The 25,652-nt window shown below is 72.8% G+C and carries 20 protein-coding genes and 2 tRNA genes; 5 read left to right on the top strand and 17 right to left on the bottom strand.

The features are described from left to right. Window positions 1-20: 20 nt before the first annotated feature. The 8 genes from K1J57_RS02395 to K1J57_RS02430 all read right to left on the bottom strand — a co-directional run bounded on the left by K1J57_RS02395 (window position 21) and on the right by K1J57_RS02430 (window position 10,634). Window positions 21-2,564, bottom strand: coding sequence for a sensor histidine kinase KdpD (locus K1J57_RS02395; protein WP_255646795.1), 2,544 nt, complete (start codon window positions 2,562-2,564; stop codon window positions 21-23). 509 nt (window positions 2,565-3,073) lie between these two features. Further along, window positions 3,074-4,294, bottom strand: coding sequence for a crotonyl-CoA carboxylase/reductase (ccrA, locus tag K1J57_RS02400; protein WP_220562852.1), 1,221 nt, complete (start codon window positions 4,292-4,294; stop codon window positions 3,074-3,076). A gap of 262 nt (window positions 4,295-4,556) precedes the next feature. Then, the gene (locus tag K1J57_RS02405) at window positions 4,557-6,368 is read right to left on the bottom strand and encodes an ABC transporter substrate-binding protein (protein ID WP_220562853.1); all 1,812 of its coding nucleotides are present in this window, start codon (window positions 6,366-6,368) and stop codon (window positions 4,557-4,559) included. Next, on the bottom strand, window positions 6,365-6,553 hold the full coding sequence (locus tag K1J57_RS02410; protein WP_220562854.1) for a hypothetical protein: 189 nt from the start codon (window positions 6,551-6,553) through the stop codon (window positions 6,365-6,367). Before K1J57_RS02410 ends, K1J57_RS02405 begins: the two co-directional genes overlap by 4 nt. Window positions 6,554-6,557: 4 nt before the next feature. Continuing rightward, complete coding sequence (locus K1J57_RS02415; protein WP_370634589.1) at window positions 6,558-7,595, bottom strand: ABC transporter ATP-binding protein; 1,038 nt, start codon at window positions 7,593-7,595, stop codon at window positions 6,558-6,560. Next, window positions 7,588-8,652 (bottom strand): ABC transporter ATP-binding protein, encoded by a 1,065-nt coding sequence (locus tag K1J57_RS02420; RefSeq protein ID WP_220562855.1) that lies wholly within the window; start codon window positions 8,650-8,652, stop codon window positions 7,588-7,590. The genes K1J57_RS02415 and K1J57_RS02420 overlap by 8 nt, the downstream gene beginning before the upstream one ends. Before the next feature lie 5 nt (window positions 8,653-8,657). Beyond that, the gene (locus K1J57_RS02425) at window positions 8,658-9,539 is read right to left on the bottom strand and encodes an ABC transporter permease (protein WP_220562856.1); all 882 of its coding nucleotides are present in this window, start codon (window positions 9,537-9,539) and stop codon (window positions 8,658-8,660) included. Between the two features lie 6 nt (window positions 9,540-9,545). After that, entirely contained in the window at window positions 9,546-10,634 is a 1,089-nt protein-coding gene (locus K1J57_RS02430; RefSeq protein ID WP_220562857.1) for an ABC transporter permease, read from the bottom strand. Between the two features lie 405 nt (window positions 10,635-11,039). On the opposite strand from K1J57_RS02430, the gene K1J57_RS02435 reads away from it, so the two are divergent. Continuing rightward, window positions 11,040-12,677 (top strand): alpha/beta hydrolase, encoded by a 1,638-nt coding sequence (locus tag K1J57_RS02435; protein WP_255646796.1) that lies wholly within the window; start codon window positions 11,040-11,042, stop codon window positions 12,675-12,677. A 64-nt stretch (window positions 12,678-12,741) separates the two neighbouring features. Here the strand turns inward: K1J57_RS02435 and K1J57_RS02440 are convergent, their stop codons facing one another. The 5 genes from K1J57_RS02440 to K1J57_RS02460 form a co-directional block, all read right to left on the bottom strand. After that, complete coding sequence (locus tag K1J57_RS02440; RefSeq protein ID WP_220562858.1) at window positions 12,742-13,332, bottom strand: septum formation family protein; 591 nt, start codon at window positions 13,330-13,332, stop codon at window positions 12,742-12,744. Window positions 13,333-13,472: 140 nt separating this feature from the next. Further along, the gene (locus K1J57_RS02445) at window positions 13,473-14,021 is read right to left on the bottom strand and encodes a septum formation family protein (RefSeq protein ID WP_220562859.1); all 549 of its coding nucleotides are present in this window, start codon (window positions 14,019-14,021) and stop codon (window positions 13,473-13,475) included. 275 nt (window positions 14,022-14,296) lie between these two features. After that, window positions 14,297-14,369: transfer RNA gene (locus K1J57_RS02450), tRNA-Lys, on the bottom strand. Between the two features lie 170 nt (window positions 14,370-14,539). After that, a tRNA-Lys gene (locus tag K1J57_RS02455) sits at window positions 14,540-14,612 on the bottom strand. Between the two features lie 111 nt (window positions 14,613-14,723). After that, on the bottom strand, window positions 14,724-14,909 hold the full coding sequence (locus K1J57_RS02460; RefSeq protein WP_220562860.1) for a hypothetical protein: 186 nt from the start codon (window positions 14,907-14,909) through the stop codon (window positions 14,724-14,726). 414 nt (window positions 14,910-15,323) lie between these two features. Between K1J57_RS02460 and K1J57_RS02465 the strand changes: the two genes are divergently transcribed. Next, a complete protein-coding gene (locus K1J57_RS02465; protein ID WP_220562861.1) occupies window positions 15,324-16,298 on the top strand; it encodes a MurR/RpiR family transcriptional regulator in 975 nt (324 codons plus the stop codon). A 106-nt stretch (window positions 16,299-16,404) separates the two neighbouring features. Next, complete coding sequence (locus K1J57_RS02470) at window positions 16,405-17,388, top strand: N-acetylmuramic acid 6-phosphate etherase (protein WP_255646797.1); 984 nt, start codon at window positions 16,405-16,407, stop codon at window positions 17,386-17,388. A gap of 178 nt (window positions 17,389-17,566) precedes the next feature. Here the strand turns inward: K1J57_RS02470 and K1J57_RS02475 are convergent, their stop codons facing one another. Next, a complete protein-coding gene (locus tag K1J57_RS02475; RefSeq protein ID WP_255646799.1) occupies window positions 17,567-18,295 on the bottom strand; it encodes a vancomycin high temperature exclusion protein in 729 nt (242 codons plus the stop codon). Window positions 18,296-18,382: 87 nt separating this feature from the next. Here K1J57_RS02475 and K1J57_RS02480 point away from each other — a divergent pair, with 87 nt between their 5' ends. After that, window positions 18,383-19,948 (top strand): DUF885 family protein, encoded by a 1,566-nt coding sequence (locus K1J57_RS02480; RefSeq protein WP_255646800.1) that lies wholly within the window; start codon window positions 18,383-18,385, stop codon window positions 19,946-19,948. 228 nt (window positions 19,949-20,176) lie between these two features. Here the strand turns inward: K1J57_RS02480 and K1J57_RS02485 are convergent, their stop codons facing one another. The 3 genes from K1J57_RS02485 to K1J57_RS02495 form a co-directional block, all read right to left on the bottom strand. Next, window positions 20,177-21,604, bottom strand: coding sequence for a hypothetical protein (locus K1J57_RS02485; RefSeq protein WP_220562864.1), 1,428 nt, complete (start codon window positions 21,602-21,604; stop codon window positions 20,177-20,179). A 19-nt stretch (window positions 21,605-21,623) separates the two neighbouring features. Beyond that, window positions 21,624-22,223: a vancomycin high temperature exclusion protein gene (locus tag K1J57_RS02490; protein ID WP_220562865.1), complete on the bottom strand. Its 600-nt coding sequence runs from the start codon at window positions 22,221-22,223 to the stop codon at window positions 21,624-21,626. A 98-nt stretch (window positions 22,224-22,321) separates the two neighbouring features. Further along, window positions 22,322-22,951, bottom strand: a complete 630-nt coding sequence (locus tag K1J57_RS02495; protein WP_255646804.1) for a DUF1707 domain-containing protein — start codon at window positions 22,949-22,951, stop codon at window positions 22,322-22,324. An 815-nt stretch (window positions 22,952-23,766) separates the two neighbouring features. Here K1J57_RS02495 and K1J57_RS02500 point away from each other — a divergent pair. Next, window positions 23,767-25,596 (top strand): UvrD-helicase domain-containing protein, encoded by a 1,830-nt coding sequence (locus K1J57_RS02500; protein ID WP_220562866.1) that lies wholly within the window; start codon window positions 23,767-23,769, stop codon window positions 25,594-25,596. Window positions 25,597-25,652 lie beyond the last annotated feature (56 nt).

Here is a 25,652-nt window from a genome sequence, read left to right on the forward strand (position 1 = left end):
GCGCGGCGGGAGGAGACCGTTCACTTCTCGGCCTTTCCGCCCGGATCGTCCGTGCTGCCGTCGAGGTCCTCACCCTCCAGGGCCGCGCGCTCGCCCTCGAGGAAGTCGCCCAGTTCGTCCCGGATCTGTTCGGCCCGGGCCTCACCGGTGAGTTTGGGTGGCGTGTCCTCGCGCTTGCGCGGGGTACCGCCCGGTTCGGGGCGCGGCATCATGCGCAGCGGGGAGCCGTGCGGGGTGGCGCTGCGCCGGGGCAGGCCGGCCGCGGTGATGGTGGAGGTGCCCTGGCCGCCCGCCGTGCCGGTGTCCTTGGCCTTCGGGGCGCTGCCGTTGGCGGTGGTGGACGGCGGAGCGGCGGGGGCGGCGGCGCGCGGAGCGACGGGGCCCGACGGAACCGCCGAGGTGCGCTGCTGCCCCGGGGTCCGCGGCGTGGCCACGCGCAACAGCTCCTTGGGGATGATCACGTAGGCGCTCACCCCGCGGAAGGCCCGGGATTCGAGTTTGGCCTCCAACCCGTGCTTCTGGGCGATCCGGCTGGCGACATAGAGGCCCATGTGGCGGGGGACCTCCTCGTCGAGCACGGGTTCCCCGGACAGGCGCTCGTTGAGTTCGGCGAGCTGCCTGTCGGGGATGCCCACTCCCTCGTCCTCGACGATGACCATGAGGCGGCCGTCATCCATCTCCTGGCCGCTGATGACGACCTGGGAGTGCTCCGGCGAGTTGGCGGTGGCGTTGTCGAGCAGCTCGGCCAGGAGGTGGCTGATGTCGTCGGCCGCCATACCGGTGATGGAGGTCTGCGGAAGCTTGCCGAGCATGACGCGGGGGTAGTCCTTGATCTCGGACACCGCTGCGCGGGATACGTCGAGAAGCGGGACGATCTCGTCGTGGGCGTCCGATTCGCCGCCGTCATGTCCGGTGAGCACCAGGAAGTTCTCCCCGTTGCGCCGCATCCGGGTCGCGAAGTTGTCGATCTGGAAGAGCTTTTCGAGCAGGTCCGGGTCCTGTGCGTCGGACTCCAGTTCCTCGACCATCTCCAGAAGGGCGTCGACGAGGGAGAGGTCGCGCATGGCCAGACCGGCCAGGGCCTCGTTGAGCAGACCGTCGCCGCTCTCGGTCACCAGGGCCGCCGCGCGGACCGCGTCGAGCGCCTCGGATCCGGGAGCGGTCGGGGCCTCGGACTCCTCCTGCTCCGCGACGGGTTCGGAGGGCGTGATCGCCTCCGGCTCGGCCCCGGCCTCCTCCTCGGGAGCGGTGGCCGCCTCCTCCTCGGGTTCGGCGCGGGTGAGGGCCTTGTCCTCACCGACCTCGGTGGCCGACGCCTGCTCGGCGAACAGGGTGGCGGCGGTGTCGGCGGTGATCACCTGCGGGGGCTGCCCCGCCGTGAACACGATGACGTGCTGGACCGGCTGGCCGTAGGGGTTGGCCTGTCCCGGGTAGAACACCGGCTGGCCCTGGACCACGTAACCGGGCGGCTGGAAGGGCGCCGGGTAGACGTTGGGGTAGGGCATCGGCTGTGCCAGGGGGGCCGGGTACACGGGGTACGGATAGGCCATCGGGGCCTGCGGCGGATAGGGGTAGTCGGGCCGCTGGGGCGGCGGGGTCCGGTAGTCCTCCGGACGCGGCGCCCTCGGGTCCGGACCGTAGCCCTGCGGACCGTGGCCGCCGGGACCGTAGCCGTCATGGCCGCGCCGGCCGCGGTCGGCGTAGGCGTCGTAGCGGTCCGCGCGGGGCTCCTGCGGCGCGTAGGGGTCCCGGTAGCGGTCGTCCCAGGACGCACGCTCGTAGCGCTGGCCCTCGGGCGGGGGGACGCGATCGCCGGGCACGGCGGCGCGCTCGGAGCGTCCGCGATCGTAGGGGCCCGTGTGGCCGGTGCCGTCGGGCGGGAGCCGACGGTCGTCGTCCGCCGGGGAACGGTACCCGGACCAGGTGTCCTGGCGGTACCGCCGGTCGAAGGCGGGAGCCGGATCGGCCGTCGGGCGGGGTTCGGCCCCGCCCTCTCTCTCCGGGGAGCGGCTGCGCCGGTCCTCACGGGGCGGTTCGTGGCGGGCGGGCTCGGGCAGCGGTGCCTCCGACGAGGAGGATGCAGGGGTGAATGACACAGGGGCCTCGAATTGCTCCGTGTGGGGGTGCTCCGACGCTGCTCCGGTCGCGGGCGGGGCCTGGTCCGCGGGTGCGGACGGGGTCCGCACCGGGGCCTCCTGCTCGGACCGGTCGCGCTCCGTCGGAGCGGTGACTTCGGGCGTGCGCGGTTCGGGCTCGTCGAGTCCGGCACCGCGCCATTGGCCGACGGGCATGGCGTCAGGTGCGACGTCGTCGACCTCGACGCGGCGAGCGGTGGTGTAGGGGTTGGGGCCGCCGACGCGGGAGGTCGGCCGGTAGCCGTTCTCCGCGGAGCCGGAGAAGGGGCCGACGGGTCGCTCCGCGGGAGGGACTTCCTTGGGGGCGGCGCTGTCGCCGCCCGCCTTCGCCTCTCCGGCGGCGGGCGAGGACCCGGCGGCATACCGACCGCTGTCCCGGTCCGAGTGGCGGCCGGGTTCCTGCGAGTGCGGATGCACGGGCTGATGCACGGGACTTCCTTGCTCGGTCTCCATGGAGCGGTTTTCCTGGATCCTGACCATACGGTAGATGGCTCGGCGGAAACGCCCCTCTCGCCTGACTTCGGGCTCCTCCCCCGCCGACGCCTTCGACCCGTCCGCGGGGGACCGGGGTGCGGAGCCGTCTGCCGGCGGTGGCGCCTGTGCCACTGTCTCGTCTCCTCGGTTCAGGTGGACGCACCGTCCCAGCTCGGGTACGGGACGGTTGCCCCGTCGGGGGACGAGCACCCACGGCCCGCACGAATTCCTGCACTTCCGCCGGTAATCGTCGTTCGGTTCGTCAGACTAACAAAGGTGGACCGGCTTGGCAGACGATTCGGAGAAGCCACGGAAAACCGGACCGGACAACGCCTCCGACCTGGCAGAACAAGGATCGGAAGGCGTCCCGGGAGGCGGGTGGGCACCTGATTTGTTACATATTTCCGCTTTCAGACTATAGTCACTTTTAAGTCATCTGTCTGGTTTTTCACACCTGGGCCGGACTATCCGAGAGCGTTGACCCGCGCCACCCGGTTGCCCCACGGGTGAACGTTGTCGTGCATCTCCTGGTGCGCGGTGCCGATCTCGTCGAAACCCACGACCGAGGACACACAGGGGTCCAGCAGGCCCCGCGCCACCAGGTCGGTCACGATGCGGCAGTCCGCCGTCGTGGCGAAGTGCGATCCCTGGAGCCGTTTGAGGCGCATCCAGAGAAAGCGCAGGTCGATGTCGGAGCGGTACCCGGAGGTGGCCCCGCAGGTCACCACCATGCCCTCGTTGTCGCAGAGGTAGAGAGAGGTCGGCAGGGTGTCGGCACCGCTGTGCTCGAACACGATCCTGGGCGAGCGCCGCTCCCCCAGCTCCTCCCAGAACCGGCGGCCGAAGGCGCGCACTCCGTCGGCCCAGTGCCGGTAAGCGGGATCGTCGTCCTCGGGCACACGGCCCCAGTGGTCGAACTCCGTCCGCAGGATCGTCCCGACGGCCCCCAGGTCCCGGCACACCCGGGCCTTCTCCTCGGTGGACACCACCGCGACCGCGCGTCCGCCCGCGTTGCGGACCAGTTGCGTCGCGAAGGCCCCCAGGCTGCCCGCCCCGCCCCACACCAGCACGGGATCGCCGGGTCGGACGGTGTGGGGCTGCCAGCCGAACAGCTGGCGGTGGGCGGTGGCCGCCGCGGCCAGGAACCCTCCGGCCACCTCCCAGGTCAGGTGCTCGGGTTTGGGGTGGCACTGCACGTCGCGTACGAGGCAGAACTGGCCGAAGGAGCCGTGGTTGGACTCGTAGCCCCATGCCCGCATGCTGCGCGAGGCCGCCGGGTCGCGGCCCTGGCGGATGTCGTCGGAACGCTCGTCCCAGTCCCCCGGGGACAGGATCACGTGGTCGCCGACCTCCAGGCCGGTGACGCCCTCGCCCACCGCCCAGACGATGCCCGCGCCGTCGGAACCCCCGACGTGGTAGTCCTCGGGCTCCCCCAGCTTGCGACGGGCCGCGATCACGTCGGCGGGGCGGCCCAGGGCGGCCCAGACGTTGTTGTAGTTGATGCCGGCCGTCATGGTGTAGACGAGGACGCGGCCCGGTCCGACCTTCGGAACGGGGACGATCTCGTGCGCGAACGCCTCTTCGGGAGGGCCGTAGCGCTCCGCTCTGATCGTCATCGCGTGCATGCGTTCGGGCACGTGTCCCAGTGGAGGCATCTCACCGAGGTCGTACAGCTCTTTGGTCATGGGAGGAGAGCAGTCCTTCCATATCCGGGAGTGGGTGGGGGCGGCCGGACGTACGGCGCACACGGGGCAGGGGCCACGACACTTTGCGAGGATCGCCGCGAACGCCTCGGAAAAGCACTGTAGCGGCTTTTGGGAGCAAGATCGCTTACGGAGAGCCGGTAGCCGACATAAAAGCGTCCTGACCTCGGGACCGAAAACGGGGCGGGCCCGTGCAGGGCCCGCCCCGGGTGCCCCGGAGGTCACTCCCACCTCCGGCGGGCGGCTACTCGACCGGCTTCAGGTCGCCCTGGATGAGCGACAGGATGACGTGGTTGTCCATGTAGATCTGGTTCTGCGACGCCGGGTGGTCGTCGTCGAACTTCGCCACACGGACCCCCTCCAGGGCGGGGGCCAGGTACTTGTAGGTCCAGACGGGGATGCGCGGCAGCAGCTCGTTGAAGACGATCGCCATCGTCCTCACCGCCTCGATCTGCTCCTCCTCGGTGGGCGCGGTCTTGGCGACCTCCACCAGGGCCTCCAGGTCCACCTCGCCCTGGCTGGGGCTGTCCACCTTGAGGTCGAAGTCCTGGCCCGGGGTGTCCCCGGTGCGCGCGTTCTCCACCAGGAAGTTCATCTGGAAGGCGCCCCAGTAGGACGGGATCTCCGGGTTGCCCCAGTGGCGCACGGCCACCTCGAAGTCGCCGGCGGCCCAGATGCCCCAGGGGTTGTCGGCGGGGACGTTGGACGCCGTGGTCTGGATGCCGAAGTCGTTCCACGCCTCCTCGACCTGGGTGGCGGTGAGCTCGAAGTCGCCCCAGCCGACCACGCCGACGACCTCGAAGGAGGCCGGCTCGCCGTCCGGCAGGTGCCAGATCCCGTCCTGCTTGGTCCAGCCCGCCTCCTCCAGCAGCTCGGTGGCCTTGTCGTGGTCCAGGTCGTAGGTCGCGAACCCGGCCAGCTCCTCCTGGCTGAAGACCTGCTCGGCCTGCATGTCCACCAGGCCGGCGTAGTAGTTGACGCGGGTGTAGGCCTCGCCGCGCGCGACCTGGCCGATCTGGTCGCTGTCCAACAGGTGTGCCAGCGCCTTGCGGACGCGCACGTCCTTCAGCTCCGGCTTCTTCTGGTAGTTGAACATCAGGCCGCAGCCGTCGTAGCCGGGGTGCTCGATCCAGCGCAGGCCCTCCACGCTCTGGAACGCCTGCTGGTCCGCGGCGGAGGTCGCCAGGGTGGAGTAGTCCACCTCGCCCTGCTGGATGAGCAGGGAGGCCTGCCGGTTGTCCCCCTTGTGGATGACGACCTCGTCGAAGGCGACCTCGGTGCCCTGGTACCCGTCCTCGTTGCGCACCAGGGTGATGCGCGCGTCGGCGGTCTGGGCCGGGTCGAACTTGTACGGGCCGCTGCAGATGACGTCGGTGGGGTTGAACGCGATGAACTCGGCGTTGAACTCGTTGTGCTCGTCGTCGCCCTGGCGGACCCCGTCGGCGACCATCGCGATGGCGCGCTCGCCGAAGTCGCCGTAGGTGGACTTGGAGAAGAGGCGGTGGTCGATGACCTGGAGCTCGATGCCGGGGAACGGGTTGTCGAAGCGGGCCCGGACGCTGAGGTCGTCCAGCTTCTCCAGCTCGGTGATCTGCGGGAAGCCGATGGACCAGGCCGGGGCCTCCAGGACGCGGATGGCGAAGTTCTGGTGCAGGTCGTCGGCGTTCAGGTCGGTGCCGTCGCTCCACTTCAGGCCGGGGCGCAGGCTGACGATGAGGTCGTCGCCCTCCCAGACCGCGTTCTCCATGAGCAGGTAGTCCCACTCGTGGGTCTTCCAGTTGTAGAACCCGCCCGCGGGCAGGAACAGGTCGGCGTAGACCGAGTTCATGAGCAGCGCGCCGTCCTCAACGGCGACGTTGCGGGTCTGTGCGTCGATGTCGTAGTCGTAGACGCCGGTGAACTGGCCCGCGACGGCGTTGGACGCGTTGTCGCCGCCGGCGCAGGCCGCCAGGACGTTGGCTCCGGCGACGCCGACCGCGCCGAAGCCGACGGCCTTGAGGAGTCTCCTGCGGCTGAGGTCCTGCAGGAGGGTGTTGCGGTCGGGGGTGAGGGTCATTCCTGGCGCTTCCTTTCGATGAGGACGGCGAGCAGTCCGAGGGAGAGCACGGTCAGGCCGATCACGACGGTGACGACGCTGATCACGAACTCGGCTGTGCCGGGGGGATTCAGCAGGGCCGTGAGGCCGGCGGCCAGGGCGAGGAAGGCTCCGACGAGAAGGCCGAAACGGCCGATGAGGAGCATCCGCTCACCCCTGGCCGGCCACGTGGCAGGCGAGAAGTCGGTCATGGCCGCGCACCAGTGGCGGCCGGAGGGTGTCGCACTCCCCCGGGGCGTAGAGGGGGCAGCGCGGGTGGAAGTCGCAGCCGGGGGGCAGGGCCGTCAGGTCGGGGATGTCCGCGCTGCGCAGCCGGATCCGCTCCTTGGTCCGGGCCAGGTCGGGGTCGGGTTCGCAGACCGCCGAGATCAGCGCCCGGGTGTAGGGGTGCCGCGGGTCGTTGACCACCCGGGGCGTGGGGCCGTGTTCGACGACCTTGCCCAGGTACATGACGGCGATCTCGCCCTCCCAGGCGAAGTACTTGGCCACCGCCAGGTCGTGGGTGATGAACAGGAAGCCGACGCCCAGGTCGTCGCGCAGCCGGCCCAGGGTGTTGAGCAGGCTGACCCGGATGGAGACGTCGAGCATGGAGGTGGACTCGTCGGCGATGATCACCTCGGGGTTCATCGCCAGGGCCCGGGCGATGGCGACGCGCTGGCGCTGGCCGCCGGACATCTGGTGCGGGTACTTGTCGATGAAGTCCGCGGCCGGGGTGAGGTCGACCCGTTCCAGGAGTTCGGCGGTGACCCTGCGGGCCTCCCTGTGGTCGGCGACCATGCGGTGGCGGCGCAGCCCGGCGGAGACCGTGGAGTAGACGGTGCGCACCGGGTTGAGGGAGGCGTAGGGGTCCTGGTGGATGTACTGGACCGCGCGCCGGAACCCCGAGCGCTCCTTCTTGTCCATGGCGGTGATGTCGCGGCCGCGGAACAGCACCGACCCGGCGGTGGGGTCGGCCAGCCCGGCGGCCATCCGGGCGGTGGTGGTCTTGCCGCAGCCGGACTCCCCCACCAGGCACAGGGCCTTGCCCGGGCGGACCTCCAGGTCGACCCCCGCGACGGCGGGCACGTCGCCGCGCGCGCTGGGGAAGACCTGGTGCACGCCGCGCAGGCTCAGCACCGGGGCGGGGTCGGGGCCGGGGGCGGCCGCCCCGGCGGCCGGGGCGGGCGCGGGCACGGAACGGTCAATCACGGGTGACCCCCTCGGCGGCGAGTTCGCGGGTACGCAGGCAGGCGGCGGCGTGGCTGAGGCCGTCGCCGCGGGTGTGCAGGACCTCCAGCTCCGGGCGGGTCTCGCGGCACCGCTCGGCGGCGTGCCTGCAGCGGGGGGCGAAGGAGCAGCCCGGAGGCAGGGAGGAGAGGCCGGGCGGGCCGCCGGGCAGGGACTCGGGGACGACCAGGTCGCCGCTGACCGGGGGCACGGAGTTGATCAGAGCCGAGGTGTAGGGGTGGCGCGGCCGGTAGAAGATGTCGCGAGTGGTGCCGGTCTCGATGAGGCGGCCCGCGTACATCGTCCCGACGCGGTCGGCGAGTTCGGCGGCCAGTCCCAGGTCGTGGGTGATGAAGACCATCGAGAAGCGCAGCTCCTCGCGCAGCTCGGACAGGCGCTCGACGATGGCCCGCTGGGTGAGCAGGTCCAGGGCCGTGGTGGGCTCGTCCAGGATGAGCAGCTGCGGTTTCAGCGCCAGGGCCAGGGCGATGAGGGCGCGCTGGCGCATGCCGCCGGACAGCTCGTGCGGGAAGGCGTCCAGGACCCGGGCCGGGTCCAGCCGGACCATCTCCAGCAGGGCGGCCGACTCCTCCCGGATCGCGGAGCGGCGGCGGGCGCGGCCGGTCTCGTGTGCGCGGAAGGTGTCGACGAAGTGGTCCTCGATCTTGAGCACCGGGTTGAAGGCGTTCATCGCGCCCTGGAAGACCATGGCGGCCTCGCTCCAGCGGAACCGGCGCAGGTCCTCCCTGGCCAGGGAGCGGACGTCGACGGTGCGCCCGTCCTTGCGGCGGAAGAGGATCTCCCCGGCCGAGACGACGCCGGTGCGCGGCAGCAGGCGCAGCAGCCCCAGGCCCAGGGTGGTCTTGCCGCAGCCGGACTCCCCCACCAGGGCCATGGACTGGCCGGGGTAGAGGTCGAAGGAGACGCCGTGGACGGCGGTCACCTGTGTACGCCGACCGGTGCGGTAGCCGACGTCGACGCCGCGGACGGAGAGCAGCGGCCCCTCGGCCGGGGCCGGCGCTGCGTGGGAAGCGGTCACGTGGCTCACCTGTCCCGGAGTCGTGGGTTGAGGGCCTGCTCCAGGGACCGGGTCATGGTGACCAGGCCGATCTGGAAGAGCATGATCATCACCATCGGGGCGACCAGGAACGGCGCGGCCGAGGGGACCAGGAAGGCGTTGTTGTCCCAGGCCTGCTGGATCATCAGCCCCCAGTTGGCGGCGGTGCTGGGCAGCAGTCCCAGCAGGTACATGCCGACGACGGCGTAGATCGCGTTGGTGATCGCGATGATGAAGTTGACGAAGATGTAGCCGGCCATGTTGGGCAGCACCTCGGCGAAGAGGATGCGCGCGGTGCCCAGGTCCTGGAGCCGGGCCGCCTCGACGAACTCGCGTTCGCGCAGGGTGAGCACCTGGGCGCGGATGGAGCGCATGAGGTAGGGCCAGGTGACCAGGCCGATGATGAAGGCGACGACCATCGGCGAGGCGGTGCGGTAGAAGGACGCCACGACCAGCATCAGGACGATGAACGGGATGGTCATCGTGATGTCGGTGAGCTGGAGCAGGAAGTGGTCGATCCGGCCGCGCACGTAGCCGGCGATCCCGCCCAGGACGACGGCGATGGCGACGGTGATCAGCGCGGCGACGATGCCCACCCAGATGGGTTCGCGGCCGCCCAGGACCAGCTGGACGAAGGTGTCCTTGCCCTCGTGGTTGGTGCCGAGCCAGTGCTCGGCGGTGATCGGGCCCCAGATCTTGGTGACGTCGGTCGGGTTGTCGGTGTCGACGAAGAAGGGGCCGACGAAGGCGAACAGGAGGACGCCGACGACGATGCACAGCCCGACGAATCCGCTGGTGCTGCGGGTGACGCCGTGCCAGATGGCGCCCCAGACCCCGGCTCCGCCGGGGGCGGCGGTACTGACTGCCATGGTCTCCTACTTCCGGATGCGCGGGTCGAGCCTGCTGTAGAGCAGGTCGGCGATGAGGTTGGCGGCCACCACGCAGGTGGTGAGGACGACCAGGAGGCCCTGGAGGAGCGGGTAGTCGCGGTAGTTGACCGCGTCCAGCAGCAGGCCGCCGACCCCCTTGTAGACCAGGACCTGCTCGACGAAGATCGCGCCGCCGACGAGGGTTCCGAAGGAGATGGCGATCTGCGCGACCAGCGGCAGGATGGCGTTGCGCCCGACGTAGGACGTCGCGATGCGGCGGTCGCGCAGGCCCCGGGCCCGGGCGACGGTCACGTAGTCCTCGCTGAGGACCTCGGTGGTGGAGGCCTTCATGACGAGCATCCAGGTGCCGATGATGGCCAGCACGTAGGTGAAGATCGGCAGTCCGGCGTGGTACAGGGCGTCGCCGACGAACTCCGCGCTGAACCCGGGCTCGACGCCGGGGCTGAGGGTGCCGCGCAGCGCGATGGGGTTGAACCAGCTCAGGTACATGCCGCCGCCGACGACCAGCAGCATCGCGATGAGGTAGTTGGGGATGGCGCCCAGCACGGAGGCGACGACGCTGAGGACGTGGTCCAGCAGGCGGTTGCGGCGGTAGGCCATCACCATGCCCAGCGCCAGGCCCAGGGTGATGGAGACGAGGGTGCCCACGCCGATGCTGAACAGGGTCCAGGGCAGGTAGGCGCCGATCGACTCGGCGACGGTGAACCCGGGCCGGTTGATGGTCATGCCCATGTCGAAGGTGGCCAGGCCGACGATGAAGTCCCACCACTGCGACCACAGGGGCGCGTCGGGGTCGTAGGCCAGGGAGTTGGCGGCGATGATCCGCGCCTCCTCCAGGCTCATCCCGCCCTGGGTGAGGCGGCCGGCCATGACGTCGATGGGGTCTCCGGGCATGGCGCGGCCGAGGAAGAAGGTCACGTTGGCGACGACGAAGACGACGACGACCGCTTTGCGGACCTTGACCAGGGCGTAGTGGCGCCAGATCCGGAGGGGCAGGGAGAGGGGGGCGCCGCCGGGCGGCGCCGTGGTCCCGGCTTCCGGCGGCGGTGGCGATGCCGCGATTTCGGTGGCCACGAGTCTCCTTCGAGCGGGAGGTGGGGCTGTCGGAGGGGAGCGGGGGCTCGTCGGTAACGGGGGGCGGAAGGACGGGGGAAGGGCCGGGGTGCGCGGAATGCGCCCGGCCTGTTCTATTAGGAAAGTTTCCTAATAGAACGACAAGGTAGCCCGCGGAGTGTGGCGGACACCACCCCCGTGACCAAATGGCGTCCTTTGTGCGATGTGATCGGCATCGCAAAAGTCACGAAACGTACATATAGGGATGAACCCCCGTTCACTTCATGGCCGGATCAGGCCACGCTCCGCGATACATGACTTTCGTCGGTGTTCTACGCGAACCGGAAATACATACGGTTACCGGGCCGATGCACGCTCCCTCGGCGCCGCCCCCGCGGCCCGGGCCGGAACAGCAAGGGAACCCCCGTGCGCAGAGCACACCCATCGATCGCCGTGGGCACCCTGGTGTCCGCTCTGACCCTGTCGCTCGCCGCGGCCGCCCCGGCCGCCGCCGAGCCCGCCGACCCCCTGGCCGTGTTCCACGAGCAGGAGGTCGAGTGGGCCCCCTGCGAGGAACGGCTCCTGGAGGGGCTGGACTGCGCCTGGATCGAGGTGCCCCTCGACTACGCCGACCCCGGCGGCGAGCGGGCGTCCATCGCGATCAGCCGCCACCGCGCCACCGACCCCGGTCAGCGGCGCGGCATCCTGCTGACCAACCCCGGCGGGCCCGGGGGCGCGGGCCGCTACATGCCCATCGAGCCCCGGCCCGACCTCGGGTTCGGCTACGGGCTGGGCACCCAGCGCATCGCCGAGGTGTACGACATCATCGGGATGGACCCGCGCGGCAGCGGAGCCTCCACCCCCTACCTCGACTGCGGCGCGGACCTCCCCCTCCCGCCCTCGCGCCCCGACGACGACGAGTTCTCGGCCGTCACCCGGGCGGCCGTCTCCGTCCAGCGGTCCTGTGAGAGCGCCCACGGCGACCTCATCCCGCTCATGACCACGGCGAACACCGCGCGGGACATGGACGTGATCCGCGCCGCCCTGGGCGAGGAGCGGACCTCCTACTACGGGGTGTCCTACGGCACCTACCTGGGAGCGGTGTACGGGAGCCTGTTCCCCGAGAGGCTGGACCTCAGCGTGCTGGACTCCTCGGTCCTGCCCGACGGCATGTGGCGGGAGCTCTTCCGCACCCAGAACCGGGGCTACAAGGCCAACGTGGACCGGTACACCGCGTGGGTCGCCGAGCGCCACGACGAGTACGGGTTCGGGTCCACCCCCGAGGAGGTGCTGGCCACCGTCGAGGAGACCCGCGCCCGGTTGGAGGAGGAGCCCCGCGACGACGTCCCCGGCATGCCCGAGGGGACGCCCTTCACCGCCGACGACTTCGACTTCTACATCGGCTCGGCGTCGCGGAACCAGATGTACTGGGACCTGATCTCGGTCGAGCTCGGGTTCTTCGTGAACGACGTGCCCTTCCCCGGGTACGAGCTCCCCGAGTACCCCGACCCGGAGGTGGAGCTCTCCAACGACTCCCTGCTCATGGCGGTGAGCTGCGAGGCCGAGTGGCCATCGCGCCTGTCGGGCTACTACCGGGACATGCGCGAGGCGCGCGAGTACAACCCGTACGGCATCGGGGCGATCTGGGACTCGCCGCAGCCCTGCGCGTTCGCCTCGCGGGCGCCGGCCGAGCCGCTGGTGGAGCTGGAGCGCGAGGGCTACGCCCCCGGCCTGGTGATCGCGGCGGAGTTCGACGCCAACACCGTCTACGAGGGCGGGCCGCGGATGGCCGACAGGCTCGGCAACGCCCTGGTCACCGTCACCGACGAGGGCGGGCACGGGTTCTACGGGATGCCCGGCCACGACTGCGTGACCGCGGCCGTGGACGCCTACCTGGTGGACGGCGCGGCTCCGCGGGACGCGACCTGCGCCGGGCTGCCCCGGCCGCAGGACGCGCCGTCGGCCCTGAGGGCGCGGGAGGCGGAGGCGGCCGGCGCGGTCGTCGCCGAGATCATGTCCGAGCGCGGGCACCCGCTCGCGGCCCGGCCGTCCTGGATCGGCTGACCCCCGCACGGGAACGGCCCGCACCGCCGGTGGGCGGTGCGGGCCGTACGCCGGAACGGGTGTCCTACCGGTTGGCGCCCGCCAGGGTGCCGGTGGTGTCGCCCGCGGGGTCGTAGATCAGGCACAGGACCTCGCGGTCGCCCGCGGCCCAGCCGTCCGCCGTCGGGAAGAGCGGCGTGTAGTAGAGGGCCGAGTCGTAGTACCCGGTGCCGACGAAGGGCTCGAACGCCGCCTCGCACAGCTCGTTGGCCGAGTCGGAGACGGAGGTCTCACCGGGGTAGTCGCCGGACTCGTTGATGTTCTCGACGTGGTAGACCTCGTAGACGTGCGGCTCCGCGCAGTCGATCTTGGGCACCGAGGAGATCGAGTCCTCGTCCGAGCCGAACTCGGTCAGGCAGTCGCCGAGGTAGATGTCGAAGACATCGGTGTCCTCGGGGTCCATGGGGGTTTCCACCGGGGTCTCCGCGGGGGTCTCCACCGGAGTCTCCGCAGGGGTCTCGGTCGCTTCGGGGGACGGCGCCACCTCCGCTCCCGGACGCAGCGCCGGAGGCAGCAGCATTTCGGGGCTGCACGCCGTCAGCGACAGTGCCGCGCCGACGACCAGGGGGCCGAGCACGAGGCGCCCATAGGGCGAACGGCGCAATTCCGACAACATGGCGACTCCAACAGGGGTTCTTCGTTACCTGTCGCCGACGGACCCGGCGACACTTATCCAGATGCGCGGAGAACGGCCGTGGTTCCCGGTCCGGACGGAAAAATACCGGTCCGCCCGATAGGGGCGGACCGGTCGGGAACCTAGCGGGCGGCGCCGGCGAGGGTGCCGGTGACCATCTCGCCGCTGGTGACGATGTAGCAGACGATCTCGCGGTCGTCGACGGTGTTCCAGCCGTCCTCGGTCGGGGTCAGGTAGCTGTAGTACAGCTCCGACTCCAGGTAGGGAACGCCGATGAACGTCTCGAAGTTGGTCTCGCAGGCCTCCGTGGCGGAGGACTCGATGGCCGTCTCACCCGGGAACGCGCCCTCGGGCAGCGTCTCGATGTGGTAGACCTCCGCGTCGTGCTCCTCGGCGCAGTCGAGCGTCGGGACCTCGCTGACCTCGTCGCCGGTGAAGGAGGTGTTGAACTCGGCCTCGGTGAAGCAGTCGCCGACGGCCAGGGTGAAGACGTCGTCGCTCTCCGGCAGGAGGGAGGTCTCCTCGGAGCCGCCGGTGGCGCCGTCCGGGGCGGTCTCGGCGGGGGCGCCGCCCAGGAGGTTGTTCACGATGGCGCCGCAGCCGGTGAGGGAGAGGGCGGCGCCGCAGGCCAGAGCGGACAGGGCCAGCGCGCGGAAGGGGGACAGGGACATGGGGATACTCCGGAAGTGGTTCAGGGGAAGGGCCGGCCCGAAACGGCGGCGAGACAACATTTCACCAGGTCGGGGCCGGTGTCAATCCGTTTGTGGGATATGCCCGGAAAGCGGTGGGGGCCGAGGGGTCCGGCCGGCCTGCTTCCTTCGGGCTCGTGGGGGATGCGGTACAGCACAGCACGGGGCCACGACATTTCCCGTGCCCCCGGAGCGGGGTCCGGGACCCCGGGGATGCGGAAGGCCCCCGGTACCTGACCGGGGGCCTTCCCGCAATGTGCGTCATCAGGGACTCGAACCCCGAACCCGCTGATTAAGAGTCAGCTGCTCTGCCAATTGAGCTAATGACGCCCGTCGTCGCGCGGACCTGCGTCCGCACCGCGACCCGGTCGATCCTACCCGACCCCCAGGGGGCCGCCGCACCGCCCGGCCCGTGATACGGACCACTGCGGAACGGTCGGAGGACCGCCACGTGATCGACCCCGGTGGAAGGCCGAGCCTTCTGCCGGGGCCGTTCGCCGTGCGTCATCAGGGACTCGAACCCCGAACCCGCTGATTAAGAGTCAGCTGCTCTGCCAATTGAGCTAATGACGCCGGTCGTTCCCGGGGATCCGGGCCCTGTGGGCCGTGCTCCCCGGCGACGTCGTTAACTCTAGCAGGACTCGCGGAGTGGTCGCGAACCGTTTGTCCGGTCGCCCGCGCGGGTCAGGAGAAGGCCAGGACCAGCGCGACGACGACCGCGACGGCCGCGATCACGCCGACGCCCGCGAGGACGATCGGCAGGACGGGGCGGCGCTCGGGCGCCTCCGGTTCGGGGTTCTCGTCGACGAAACGCTGGAAGTGCTGTGTGGCCCCGGCGGGGTCCTGATTCGGATCGTTGTTCTGTGTCATGGGGTCGACACTAGCGACTCGTGTGACCCATGAGCACCGCTGCAAACGAATTCGGGCGATATCACAAGACCCCGCGTCCGTTCACTTCGGTGAAAGGCGAACGTAAGAGCCCGCCGCCAGACTCGTCACCGGCGGGCCGGAACGACCGGTACTTCCCCGCGGCCGCGATGGCCCTCCCGGGCCCGGCGCGCGAGTGCGCGGTGGACACCGCGCACGGGCCGTGTGCCGGGTCCGCCCGCGCCGCCCCCGGCCGCGCCGGCCGCCTTCCGGCGCCTTCTCCCACTTCAGCCGGGAAACCCGAGGTCCGGGGACTTCGGTACTTGCCGCGGGGCCGACCGCTTGGAATCCTGGATTCTCCCGCTTTTTCCCTTCCGCGCGTTGACTCTGCCCCGAGACCGAAAGAAACTTTCCTCCATGGCGCACATTCCGAAGCCCACGGAAGGCCGGGTGGAACCGGGGATCCCACAGGTCCCCACCACCGTGCTCCGCATCCGTTCGCTGCTGCCCTCGCTGGCACCGGCCGAGCGGCGGGTCGCCCAGCGCATCATCGACGACCCGGAGCGGGCGGCGGCCTCCTCCATCACACAACTGGCGAAGGACTGCGCGACCTCTGAAGCCACGGTCATCCGCTTCTGCCGGACCATCGACTTCAGCGGGTACCGGGAGCTGCGCCTGGCGCTGGCCACCGAGGCCGGCCAGGCGCGCGGGGCCCGCACCACCGGGGCCCCCGAGCCCGACGGGGACATCAACCCCGACGACACCCTGGTGACGGTGGTCCAGAAGATCGCCTACACCGACGCCCGGGCGGTCGAGGAGACCGGCGCGGCCCTGGACGTCGACGTGCTGCGCACCGTCATCGACACGATGTCGTCCGCACGGCGGATCGACGTCTACGGGGTGGGGGCCAGCGCGTTCGTGGGCGCCGACCTCCAGCAGAAGCTGCACCGGATCGGGCTCACGTCGTTCGCCTGGTCGGACGCGCACGTGATGCTCACCAGCGCGGCCCTGCTGGACGAGCGCGACGTGGCCATCGGCATCTCGCACAGCGGCGCCACCATCGACACCGTGCAGGCCCTGACCGAGGCCGGGCGCCGGGGCGCGCGCACCGTGGCCATCACCAACTTCCCGCGCTCCGCCATCGGGTTCGCCGACCACGTGCTGACCACGGCGGCCCGGGAGACCACCTTCCGGTCCGGGGCGACCGCCAGCCGGCTGGCCCAGCTGACCGTGGTGGACTGCCTGTTCGTGGGGCTGGCCCAGAGCCGGTACGCCGACAGCAGGGCGGCCCTGGAGACCACCGCCGAGGCGGTGCGGGGGCTGCGCATCAGCGACGACCGCAAGCGTCGCCGGGGCCGGCCCGACGACAGGGCCGCCGACGACCGGCCGTGAGGCGCGGGCGGGATTCCCCGGGCCCGGAGCACACGTCCGGGGGCGGCGGATGACGGGCGGGGCCGCGGCGGCGGACCGGGGACCGACCGGAAAGGAACGACAGCGGGTGCGGACCGAACAGGAGAGCGCTGTGGAACACTACGGCGGGGAACGGACCCCGGACGGCCCGTCGGACCCCGGGGCGCCCCCGGGCGAGACGGTGATCGTGCGCGCCCCCACCGAGGCCCGCAACCCCCGCACCCTGGACATCGACCGGTTGTCGGTCCTGGACGTCCTGCGGCGGATCAACGCGGAGGACGCCACCGTGCCCGCCGCGGTGGAGGCGGTGCTGCCGGAGCTCGCGCGGGCCGTGGAGCTGGGGGTGGCCGCCCTGGAGAGCGGGGCGGCCATCCACTACTTCGGCGCGGGGACCTCCGGGCGCATCGCCGCCCAGGACGCCGCCGAGCTGCCCCCCACCTACGGGGTGCCCCCCGAGTGGGTGGTGTCCCACCACGCGGGCGGCGGGGCGGCCCTGGTCCGCGCGGTGGAGGGCATCGAGGACGACTGGGGGTCCGGGCGCGCGGACGCCTCGGGGCTGGCCCCCGGCTCGCTGGCGGTCGGGCTGGCGGCCAGCGGCCGCACCCCGTACGTGGGCGGCGCTCTGGAGGCGGCCCGGGAGCGGTCCGCCGCGACCGTGCTCATCAGCGCCAACCCGGACGCCCCGCTGGCGGAGCACGTCGACGTGCACGTGGGCGTGGACACCGGTGCCGAGGTCATCGCCGGATCGACCCGGATGAAGGCGGGCACCGCCCAGAAACTGGCGCTGAACGCGTTCTCCACCGCCGTGATGGTCCGGATGGGGCGCACCTACTCCAACCTCATGGTGGGCGTGGACGCCAGCAACGGGAAGCTGCGCGGCCGGGTGGTGACCATCCTGGCCCAGGCCTCCGGCGCCGGCGAGGAGGACTGCGCGCGGGCGCTCACCGAGGCCGGGGGCGACACCCGCACGGCCCTGGTGTCGCTGCTGGCCGGGGTGCCGGCCGCCGAGGCCCGGGAGGCGCTGGCCGGGGCCCGGGGCCGGGTCCGCGACGCCCTGGCCGGGCTGTCCTAGGCGGGGTTCGGCGGGCGCTCCCGTGCGGCCCGGCGCTCGCGCCGGGCGCCGGGAGCGGCCCTCGGGCGATCTCTCGCAGGACGCCCGGCGGGGCCGGCCCGGGGCCGGCCGGGCATGGGCGGCGCGGCGGCCGCGGCCCGGAACGATCCGCCGGGCGTACCCCGGGTCGCGGCCCCGGCTACCCCTCGTCCTTCCGGGCGGCGGCGAGCGCGTCGTCGACGGCGGTCTCGTAGGGGCCCAGGAAGGTGGGGTCGGGGCGGAACACCACGGTGCCCAGGGCCGCCACCGCCGCGGGGACCTCCCGCGCCCAGCCGTAGCGGGTGGCCCAGACCCGCTCCTGGGCGGCGGCGTCGGCGACGCCGACCGCGTCGATGCCGGCCGCCCGGCATAGGCGCACCGCCCGGGGCAGGTGGAAGTCCTGGGTGACCACGGTCGCCTCGGTCACCCCGAACACCTCGCGGGCGCGCACGCACGACTCCCAGGTGGAGAACCCGGCGTAGTCGGCCGCGATGTGCTCGGCCGGGACCCCGGCGGCCACCAGGTGGTCGCGCATGGTGTCGGTCTCGTTGTAGTGCTCCACGCTGTTGTCGCCGCTCACCAGCAGCACCTCGGCCTTGCCGGCGAAGTACAGGTCGGCGGCCAGCTCCAGCCTCCGGGCCAGCACCCGGGTGGGGAGCCCGTCCTCGCGCACCCCGGCGCCCAGGACCAGCGCCACCGGCCGCTCGGGCACGTCGGCGACGGTGGCGTGGCGGTACCCGGAGGTCCCGGCGACCACCCACACGAAGGGGGCGAACGCCGCCACCAGGGCGAGCGCGAACAGCGGAAGCAGGAGGAGCCGGCGGCGGCGCGGCCGTTTCCCGGCCGTGGCGTCGGAGGACTCGGCGGAGGCTTCTTCGGAGGTCGTCACACCCGGGGAGACGACTGGGAGGGGCCCGGGGTTCCGCCCCCCGCACAGCGGGGTGTGCTTTCGCGGCCCGCGCTCTAAGGTCGGGGCATGCCACACCCCGAGAACCATGAAATCCCGGCCCGGCTGCGGGCCCTGGCCGACCTCATGCCCGGCGCCATGCGCGACGGAGCGGGCATGCACGAGTACGACGGCCGCGTCGCCGACCTCTCCCCCGCCGGCGTCGAGGCCGCCCTGGCGGCGCTGGGCGGCGCGCCGCTGGACGATCCCCACGACGAAGCACACCTGGCCGCGTTCGAGGCCGAGGCCCGGTACGCGCTGGGCGAGGCGCTGCAGTACCGCGCCAACCCCCTGTACCACCTGGGCGAGCTCGACGTCTCCGGCTACGACCGGGACTACGCCCCCGAGGCCGAGCGCCGCAGGGCCCGGGACGCCCACCTGGCGCAGTGGCCGCGCGGCGTGGACAACGCGATCGCCGCCCTGGACCGGATGCCCGCCCCGGTGGCGCGCTCCCTGGTCGGCGCCGTCCGCGGGCTGGCCGAGGGGCTGCCCGAGGACGTGCCCGCCCCGCTGCGCGAGACCGCGCTGGCCGCGCACGCCCGCCTGGTCGCCCATGTGGAGCGGGCCGCCGAGGAGGGGCCCGAGGACGCCTCGCTGGGCGCCGAGGGGCTGGCCCGGCTCATGGGCACCGGGGAGGCCCTGGAGGTCGACCCGGTGGAGCTGGCGGAGCGGGCGCGGGCCGAACGCGACCGGCTGCGGGCGCGGCTGGCCGAGGCGGTCGGCCGGATCGCCCCCGGCGAGGACGTCATGACCGCGGTCCGGAAGCTGACCGCGCAGGGCCCGGACGGCGACGGGGTGCTCGACGCCGCCCGCCGCTGGACGGAGCTGGCGCTGGAGTTCACCGCCGAGCGCGGCCTGGCCCCCTACGGCGACGGCGAGTGCCGGGTGGACCTGTCCCCGCCCGCCCACCGCTGGGCCACCGCGATGATGGCCTGGTCCGGGCCGTGGGAGGCCGACACCCCGTCGTTCTACTACATCACCCCGCCCGACCCCGCCTGGGACGCGGCGGAGACCGCCGAGTGGCTGGAGATGTTCAGCGACACCACGCTGCCGGCGGTGAGCGTGCACGAGGTGGCCCCCGGCCACTTCTCGCACGGGCGGGCGCTGCGGCGCGCCCCCGGCCCGGTGCGGCGGGCGCTGCACTCGATGGCGTTCGCCGAGGGCTGGGCGCACTACGCCGAGGAGATGATGCTGGAGGAGGGCTTCGGGGACTACGCCGCCGAGCGCTGCGGCGTCGGGGGGTGGACCGCCGACCACTACGAGGCGGGCGTGTGGGTGGAGGCCCTCATCCGGGTGACCCGGCTGTCGGTGGCCATCGGCATGCACACCGGGACCATGACGGTGGAGGAGGCGGCGGCGCTGTTCTCCGAGGACACCCCGCTCCAGGGCCCGGCGGCGCTATCGGAGGCGCGGCGGGCCACGTTCGACCCCACCTACGGCCGGTACACGTGGGGCAAGCTGGAGATCCTGCGGCTGCGCGAGCGGGCCCGCGAGCGGTGGGGGTCGGAGTTCTCCCTGGGCCGCTTCCACCGGGCCCTGCTGGACCTGGGCTCCCCGCCGCTGGGGCTGATCGGCACCGCCCTCGAACGGGGCTGAGAGCCCGGGGCGGGACTCCCCATCCCGGGGGCGGTGGCAGCCGCCCCCGGGGCCGGACGCGGCTCCGGTCCGGAGGGGTCCCGCGGCCCCGCGAGGGCCCGTCGGCCGCGGCCCCGAGGGGCGGCGGCGGACGGCGGGGGCCGCCGGACGGCCGGGGCGTCCCCGCTCCGGCCGTGCCGGTTTCGACGGGGGCCGCCGCGACGCGGTTCCCGCGGGGTCCGGCGGAGGTCAGCGGCCGCCGAACAGGCGGCCGAAGAGCCCGCCCTGCTGCTGCGGCGGCTCGGGGGCGGCGGGGGCCTGCGGCTCCACCACCTCGGGCTCCAGCTCCACGCCCACCGAGGTGCGGAACTCCTCGGGGTCCTCCGGCAGCCCCCAGGCGGCCAGGACCTCCCGGAACTCCGCGTCCTCCCAGGCCTGGGCGGGCAGCTCGGCGATCGCCCACATCACCTTGAGGGTCTCCTCGTCGTACTCGGCGTTGAGGTGGTCCTCGAGGGTGAACCCCTGGGTGCGCGGCCCCAGGACCAGCTCCAGCCCCGCGGCGGTGACCAGGGCGCGCGAGTCCTCCTCGCCCTTGATCAGGCCGGGCAGGATGTCCAGGCGCAGGCGGCGGGCGCGGCCCCCCGCCCGTCCCAGGGCCAGGAAGCCCAGCACCTGCGGCGAGCGCTCGCCGCAGTGCGGCCACGACTCGTTGAACAGGCCCTCGTAGCCGCTGGTGGTGCCGCCGCCGCGGCCGATCCGGCGCAGCGCCTCGCGCGGGGTGTTGCCGCCGTGGATCATCACCAGCGCCACCGACGCGGCGAAGGAGTTGTACAGGTTGCCGCCGGCCATCTGGTGGGTGAGGGCGACGGTGAGGTCGATGTCGTCCGGCCCGGCCAGCGCGCCCAGCGCGAACAGTTCCGCGGGCAGCGGCTCGGACCCCCCGGCCAAGGCCTGGTCCATCATGTCGCGCAGGCTGGAGGGCGCCTGGCGGGTGGGGCGCAGGTCCTTGGCGAGCAGGATCTGGGAGGCGCCGGTGATGCCGGCGACGATCCGGTCGGCGTCGGGGGTGAGGAAGGCCAGCAGGTAGGAGACCCACTCCCCGGCCCGGTCCATGCCGCCGCGGTTCGCCGCGCCCTTGAGCAGCTCCAGCAGGTCGGGGACGCGGGCGCGGATCGCCTCGAAGGTGTCCAGCTCGGCCTGGAGCAGGGCGGGGCCGTCGGGCAGCTCCAGGACCTCGAGCCGGTTGCGCATCCTGCGCCGCTGCTGCTCGTCCGGGGCCTCCTCCACCCAGGTCCGGTACTGCTCGACGGCCTTCCCGGTGTCGGTGGAGGTGATCCAGGCCACCTCGTCGCGCCACTGCGCCAGGTCGCGGGGCTCGGGGAAATGGTCCTCGGCGTGCACGGAGACCAGCTCCAGCAGCAGGCTCAGGGGGCGCCACCGGTCGGTGGCGGGGGTCTGCTCGGAGCAGGCCGCGTCGACGAGGAAGTCCACCGCCCGGGGGGCCGCCCGGTGGCCGGGGGCGGGGAACTCGATGATGTCGTGCAGTTCGGACAGGGCCGTGTCGCTGCCGGTGACCTCGGCCAGCAGGGAGGCGATGCGCTCGCCGCCCTCCGGGGCCAGGGCCGTCCAGTCCACGCTCTCGGGACCGGTGTGCGCGTCGTTCGGGGTCGCGTTCATGCCCCCAGTATCGCCGGGTTCAGGGGCCGGTCCGGGCGGGGGCGGGCCGCAGCACGGCGTCGCGCAGGGCCTTGACCGCGGCCCCGGCCTCGCGGGCGTACCCGATGACGGTGGAGCGGCGGCGGGCCCCCATGCTGGGATCGCCCACGCCCACGGCGTCGATACCCGCGGCCCGGGCCAGTGCGACGGTGCGGGGCAGGTGGAACGACTGGGTGACCATGGTCGCGGAGCGGACCCCGAACAGGTCGCGGACCCGCACGCAGGTGTCCCAGGTGCGGTAGCCGTGGGGGTCGGCGTCGATCCGGTCCGCGGGGACCCCGTGGGCGACGAGGTAGGCGGCCATGGTGTCGGTCTCGCGGCGCGACACCTCGCGGTTGTCGCCCGAGACGATGACGCGCTCCACCCTGCCGCCGAGGTACAGGCGCACGGCCAGGTCCAGGCGGCGGGCCAGCAGAGGCGAGGGGCCGTCTGCCCAGGCGGCCGCGCCCAGGACGACCGCCACCGGCCGGTCCGGGACGGTCTCCACCGTCCGGAGGCGGCCGACGGAGGCGGCCGTCAGCCAGATGTAGGGGCTCAACGCGGCCGCGCACACTCCGGCCGCCACGATCCACACCGACACCGTCGGCCCTCCGTCCGTTCCCGCGCCCCCGCGCGGGGCGCACCCCATGATGGCAGCCCGCGGGCCCCCGCGGCCCGCGGCCCGTGGGGCCGGGGCGGTCACACGCCGAAGAGGGAGGACCAGGAGAAGGGGCGGCGGTGGCCGACCTGGAGGGTGCCGCCGTGGCAGGTGCCGGTGATGACGAAGTGCGGAGCGGGCGGGCGGGGGATGGCGTCGGCGTCCACCTTCAGGCTGCCCAGCCAGGAGGTGTCCACGTCGACCTCGGCGGTGGCCTGCTCGGGGAGGATCACCTCGGCGCCTCCCCAGGACACCTCCAGGTGGACCTCGACGCGGTCGTGGGGGATGTCGGCCTCGCGGAAGTCGAGCCGGGTGCCCCCGTACCTGTTGCGGACCTCGATGCGGCGGGGCACCTGCCAGCGGCCCTTGCGGGAGAAGGTGTCGCCGTCGGACCGGATGACCATGACGTCCTGGGGGCGGAGGCGGTCGGCCGAGCGGTCGGCCCCCACGGCGGGGACGGGCTCGGCGGCGGCCGCCCCGGGCGCGCCGGGCAGGTCGGCGGTGATGGGCTCGAAGTCGGCGTAGGTCTTGGCGTTGAAGGCGGCCTCGAGCCGCTCGTCGAGTTCGTCGAGGGTGATGCGCCCCTCGGCCGCGGCGTCCCTGAGCACCTCCGCCACCTGCTGGCGTTCGGCGTCGGAGACCCGCATACGGGCGCTTTCGTCGGAGACCACGACCGCACCGTTCCCTTCGTCGTCCTGGTGACCACCACCGTAGAGCACGGCCGCCTCGCGAAGGGAATGGGAATGCCCCGCCCTGCGTGCTTTGGGGCGGGCGGGGCCGGGGTACCGGTGAGGGTGGTGGCGGGGCGCTCCGGAGCGCCGCGCCGCAGAGTGGGCACCCGCGGCGCACGCCCGCGGGTGGTCAGGACTCTGCCGGGGTAGGACGGACCCCGGCAGAGTCCTGGACCGCACGGATGGCACGCGGCCGTCTCCCCTGTGCGTTACACGATCTCGTGCCCGGACGGCTCTGCACAGAGCGTGTCCGAAACCGGCCACTGCGTGAAATGCCACCAGAAGACACGTCTGTACACATGCGTTACCGGATGACCGTTCTTCCGTTCGATTTTCGGTCCGCCGGTTCTCACCGGCCCATCCCGCACCGGCCTTCCCACGACCCCCGCCCGGATCAGGCATTGTCGCCCTGCGTTGCCGGGTTTCGGACAGCACTTAAACACCTTTGAGGACACTGTGGACCGCCACGGAACCGCAGGTCAGCGGACGCGCCTCCGCGCGCCCCGGAAATGCTCGGGACGGCACTCGAACAGGCGTCCGCAGAACCCCCTCCCACCTGGGACGACACCCCTCCCGAAAAGCCCCGGAAACCTGACGGGAATCGGCCCGCGAGCGGCGTTTGCCGGAATTCCGCAGAGAGCATGTTCACAGGTGAGAGGGTTCGCCGGCCCGGCCCCTCCGCCCCGACACCGCCCGCTCCGAACGCCTCAGACCCCGAGCCATCACCTGGTCGAAGACCGGAGGAGACCCACGACGTGTCCGCCCTTGCGATCGCCCCGACCTTCCTCAGCGACTTCACCCGCCTCACGCCCGACGTCCAGCTCAACACCCTGGCCGTGATGCGCGCCTACCAGGCCGGCGAACGGCCCGCCCTGGAGCCCGTCGCGGACGCCGCCGACCCGCGGGTCCGGATCGTCGGCATCGACCCCGACTGGTCCGGCGTCGTCGTCCCGGCACCCGCCGACGACGAGCCCGACGACGGGACCGGGGACGACCCCGCCGAGCACCCGCGGACCCGCTACCGCCTGCTCACCGTGCTGCCGCGCGAGGAGGCGCTGCGCTTCGCCCGCCGCCTGGTCCCGGCGTCCCCGGAGATCGTCCCGCTCGGCGGCGGCGCCCCGGCCGACCCCCGCCCCAGCGGCCCGCCCGAGCTGGCCGGCGCCCTGCGCGCGCCCTTCCGGCAGTGGCAGGTCACGCTCCACCCCGACCAGCACCGGATCACCGAGGCCCACTACAACGGCGCCGTGCAGATCACCGGCGGCCCCGGCACCGGCAAGACCGTCATCGCCCTGCACCGGGCCGCCCACCTGGCCGAGCGCGACGCCGCCGCCCACCCCGAGGACCACCGCGAGTCGGTCCTGCTGACCACCTACAACCGGGCCCTGGCCCAGTCCCTGTCCGACCGCCTCGACCAGCTGCTGCCCGACCCCGGGGTGCGCGCCCGGGTCCGGGTGGCGACCATCGACAGCCTCGCCCGTTCCGTGGTGCAGGCCCACGGCGTCCCGCCGCGCCTCATCGGCAAGGACGACCTGGCCCGCCGCTGGCGCGCGCTGGCGCTGGCCGACGGGCTGCCCTTCTCCGGCCGCTTCCTGGTCGACGAGTGGGAGCAGGTCATCCTCGCCAAGGGGATGGAGCTGCTGCCCGAGTACATCCGCTGCGAGCGCAGCGGGCGTGTCCAGCACCTGGCGCCCGAGCACCGGCGCCAGGTGTGGGAGACGATCCGGCGCTACGTCGGCGCCATGCGGGTGGAGGGGCTGTGGTCCTACCCGCAGCTGGCCGCGGAGGCCGCCCGTGTCCTGGGCCGCGGGGCGCCGCTGTTCCGGCACGCGGTGGTCGACGAGGCGCAGGACCTGCACCCGGCCCAGTGGCGGATGCTGCGCGCCGCCGTCCCCGAGGGCCCCGACGACCTGTTCATCGTGGGCGACCCGCACCAGCGGGTGTCCGACAACCGGGTCTCCCTGGCCTCGCTCGGCATCAACGTGCGCGGGCGCGGCCACCGGCTCCGGGTGGGCTACCGGGTCACCCAGGAGATCCTCGACTGGAGCATGCCCATCCTGGGCCGCAGGGCGGCGCTGGGCATGGACGACGACGCCGACACCCTGGCCGGCTACCGCTCGCTGCTGCGCGGCCCGGCGCCGGTGGTGCGCGGCTGCGCCGACCGCGCCGAGGAGCTCGCCGCCCTGGGCGACTGGGTGCGGGTGTGGCTGGAGGCGGGGGTCGACCCGACCGAGATCGCGGTGGCCGGGCGCAACCACTGGGTGGTGCGCGGGATCGACAAGGAGCTGACGGCCCGGGGCATCCCGACCGCACCGCTGGAGGAGTCCGGCGGCTCGGGGGCGGTGCGCGTGGGCACGCTGCACCGGCTCAAGGGCCAGGAGTTCCGCTGCGTGGCCCTGGTGGGGGTCGCCGACCACCTGCTGCCGCCCAAGGCCGCGATCGAGGCCGCCGACGGCGACCAGGTCGCCCTGGAGCACGCCTTCCAGCAGGAGCGGACGCTGCTGTTCACCGCCTGCACGCGGGCGCGCGACGCCCTGTACGTCTCGCACGTGGGGCGGCCGAGCCGGCTGATCGCCGAGGGCCGCTGACCCGGGCCCGGAACACGACAGGGGGCGCCGCGCGGACCGCGCGGCGCCCCCGCCGT

Origin of the sequence: Nocardiopsis sp. MT53, assembly GCF_019598965.1 — a bacterium.
Classification (GTDB): Bacteria; Actinomycetota; Actinomycetes; order Streptosporangiales; family Streptosporangiaceae; genus Nocardiopsis; species Nocardiopsis changdeensis.

Excerpts from the sequence above, each read along its gene's own strand:
- ccrA (WP_220562852.1), bottom strand. The coding sequence starts at position 4,294 with ATGACCAAAGAGCTGTACGACCTCGGTGAGATGCCTCCACTGGGACAC.
- K1J57_RS02405 (WP_220562853.1), bottom strand. The coding sequence starts at position 6,368 with ATGACCCTCACCCCCGACCGCAACACCCTCCTGCAGGACCTCAGCCGC.
- K1J57_RS02410 (WP_220562854.1), bottom strand. The coding sequence starts at position 6,553 with ATGCTCCTCATCGGCCGTTTCGGCCTTCTCGTCGGAGCCTTCCTCGCC.
- K1J57_RS02425 (WP_220562856.1), bottom strand. The coding sequence starts at position 9,539 with ATGGCAGTCAGTACCGCCGCCCCCGGCGGAGCCGGGGTCTGGGGCGCC.
- K1J57_RS02440 (WP_220562858.1), bottom strand. The coding sequence starts at position 13,332 with ATGTTGTCGGAATTGCGCCGTTCGCCCTATGGGCGCCTCGTGCTCGGC.
- K1J57_RS02445 (WP_220562859.1), bottom strand. The coding sequence starts at position 14,021 with ATGTCCCTGTCCCCCTTCCGCGCGCTGGCCCTGTCCGCTCTGGCCTGC.
- K1J57_RS02460 (WP_220562860.1), bottom strand. The coding sequence starts at position 14,909 with ATGACACAGAACAACGATCCGAATCAGGACCCCGCCGGGGCCACACAG.
- K1J57_RS02465 (WP_220562861.1), top strand. The coding sequence starts at position 15,324 with ATGGCGCACATTCCGAAGCCCACGGAAGGCCGGGTGGAACCGGGGATC.
- K1J57_RS02480 (WP_255646800.1), top strand. The coding sequence starts at position 18,383 with ATGCCACACCCCGAGAACCATGAAATCCCGGCCCGGCTGCGGGCCCTG.
- K1J57_RS02485 (WP_220562864.1), bottom strand. The coding sequence starts at position 21,604 with ATGAACGCGACCCCGAACGACGCGCACACCGGTCCCGAGAGCGTGGAC.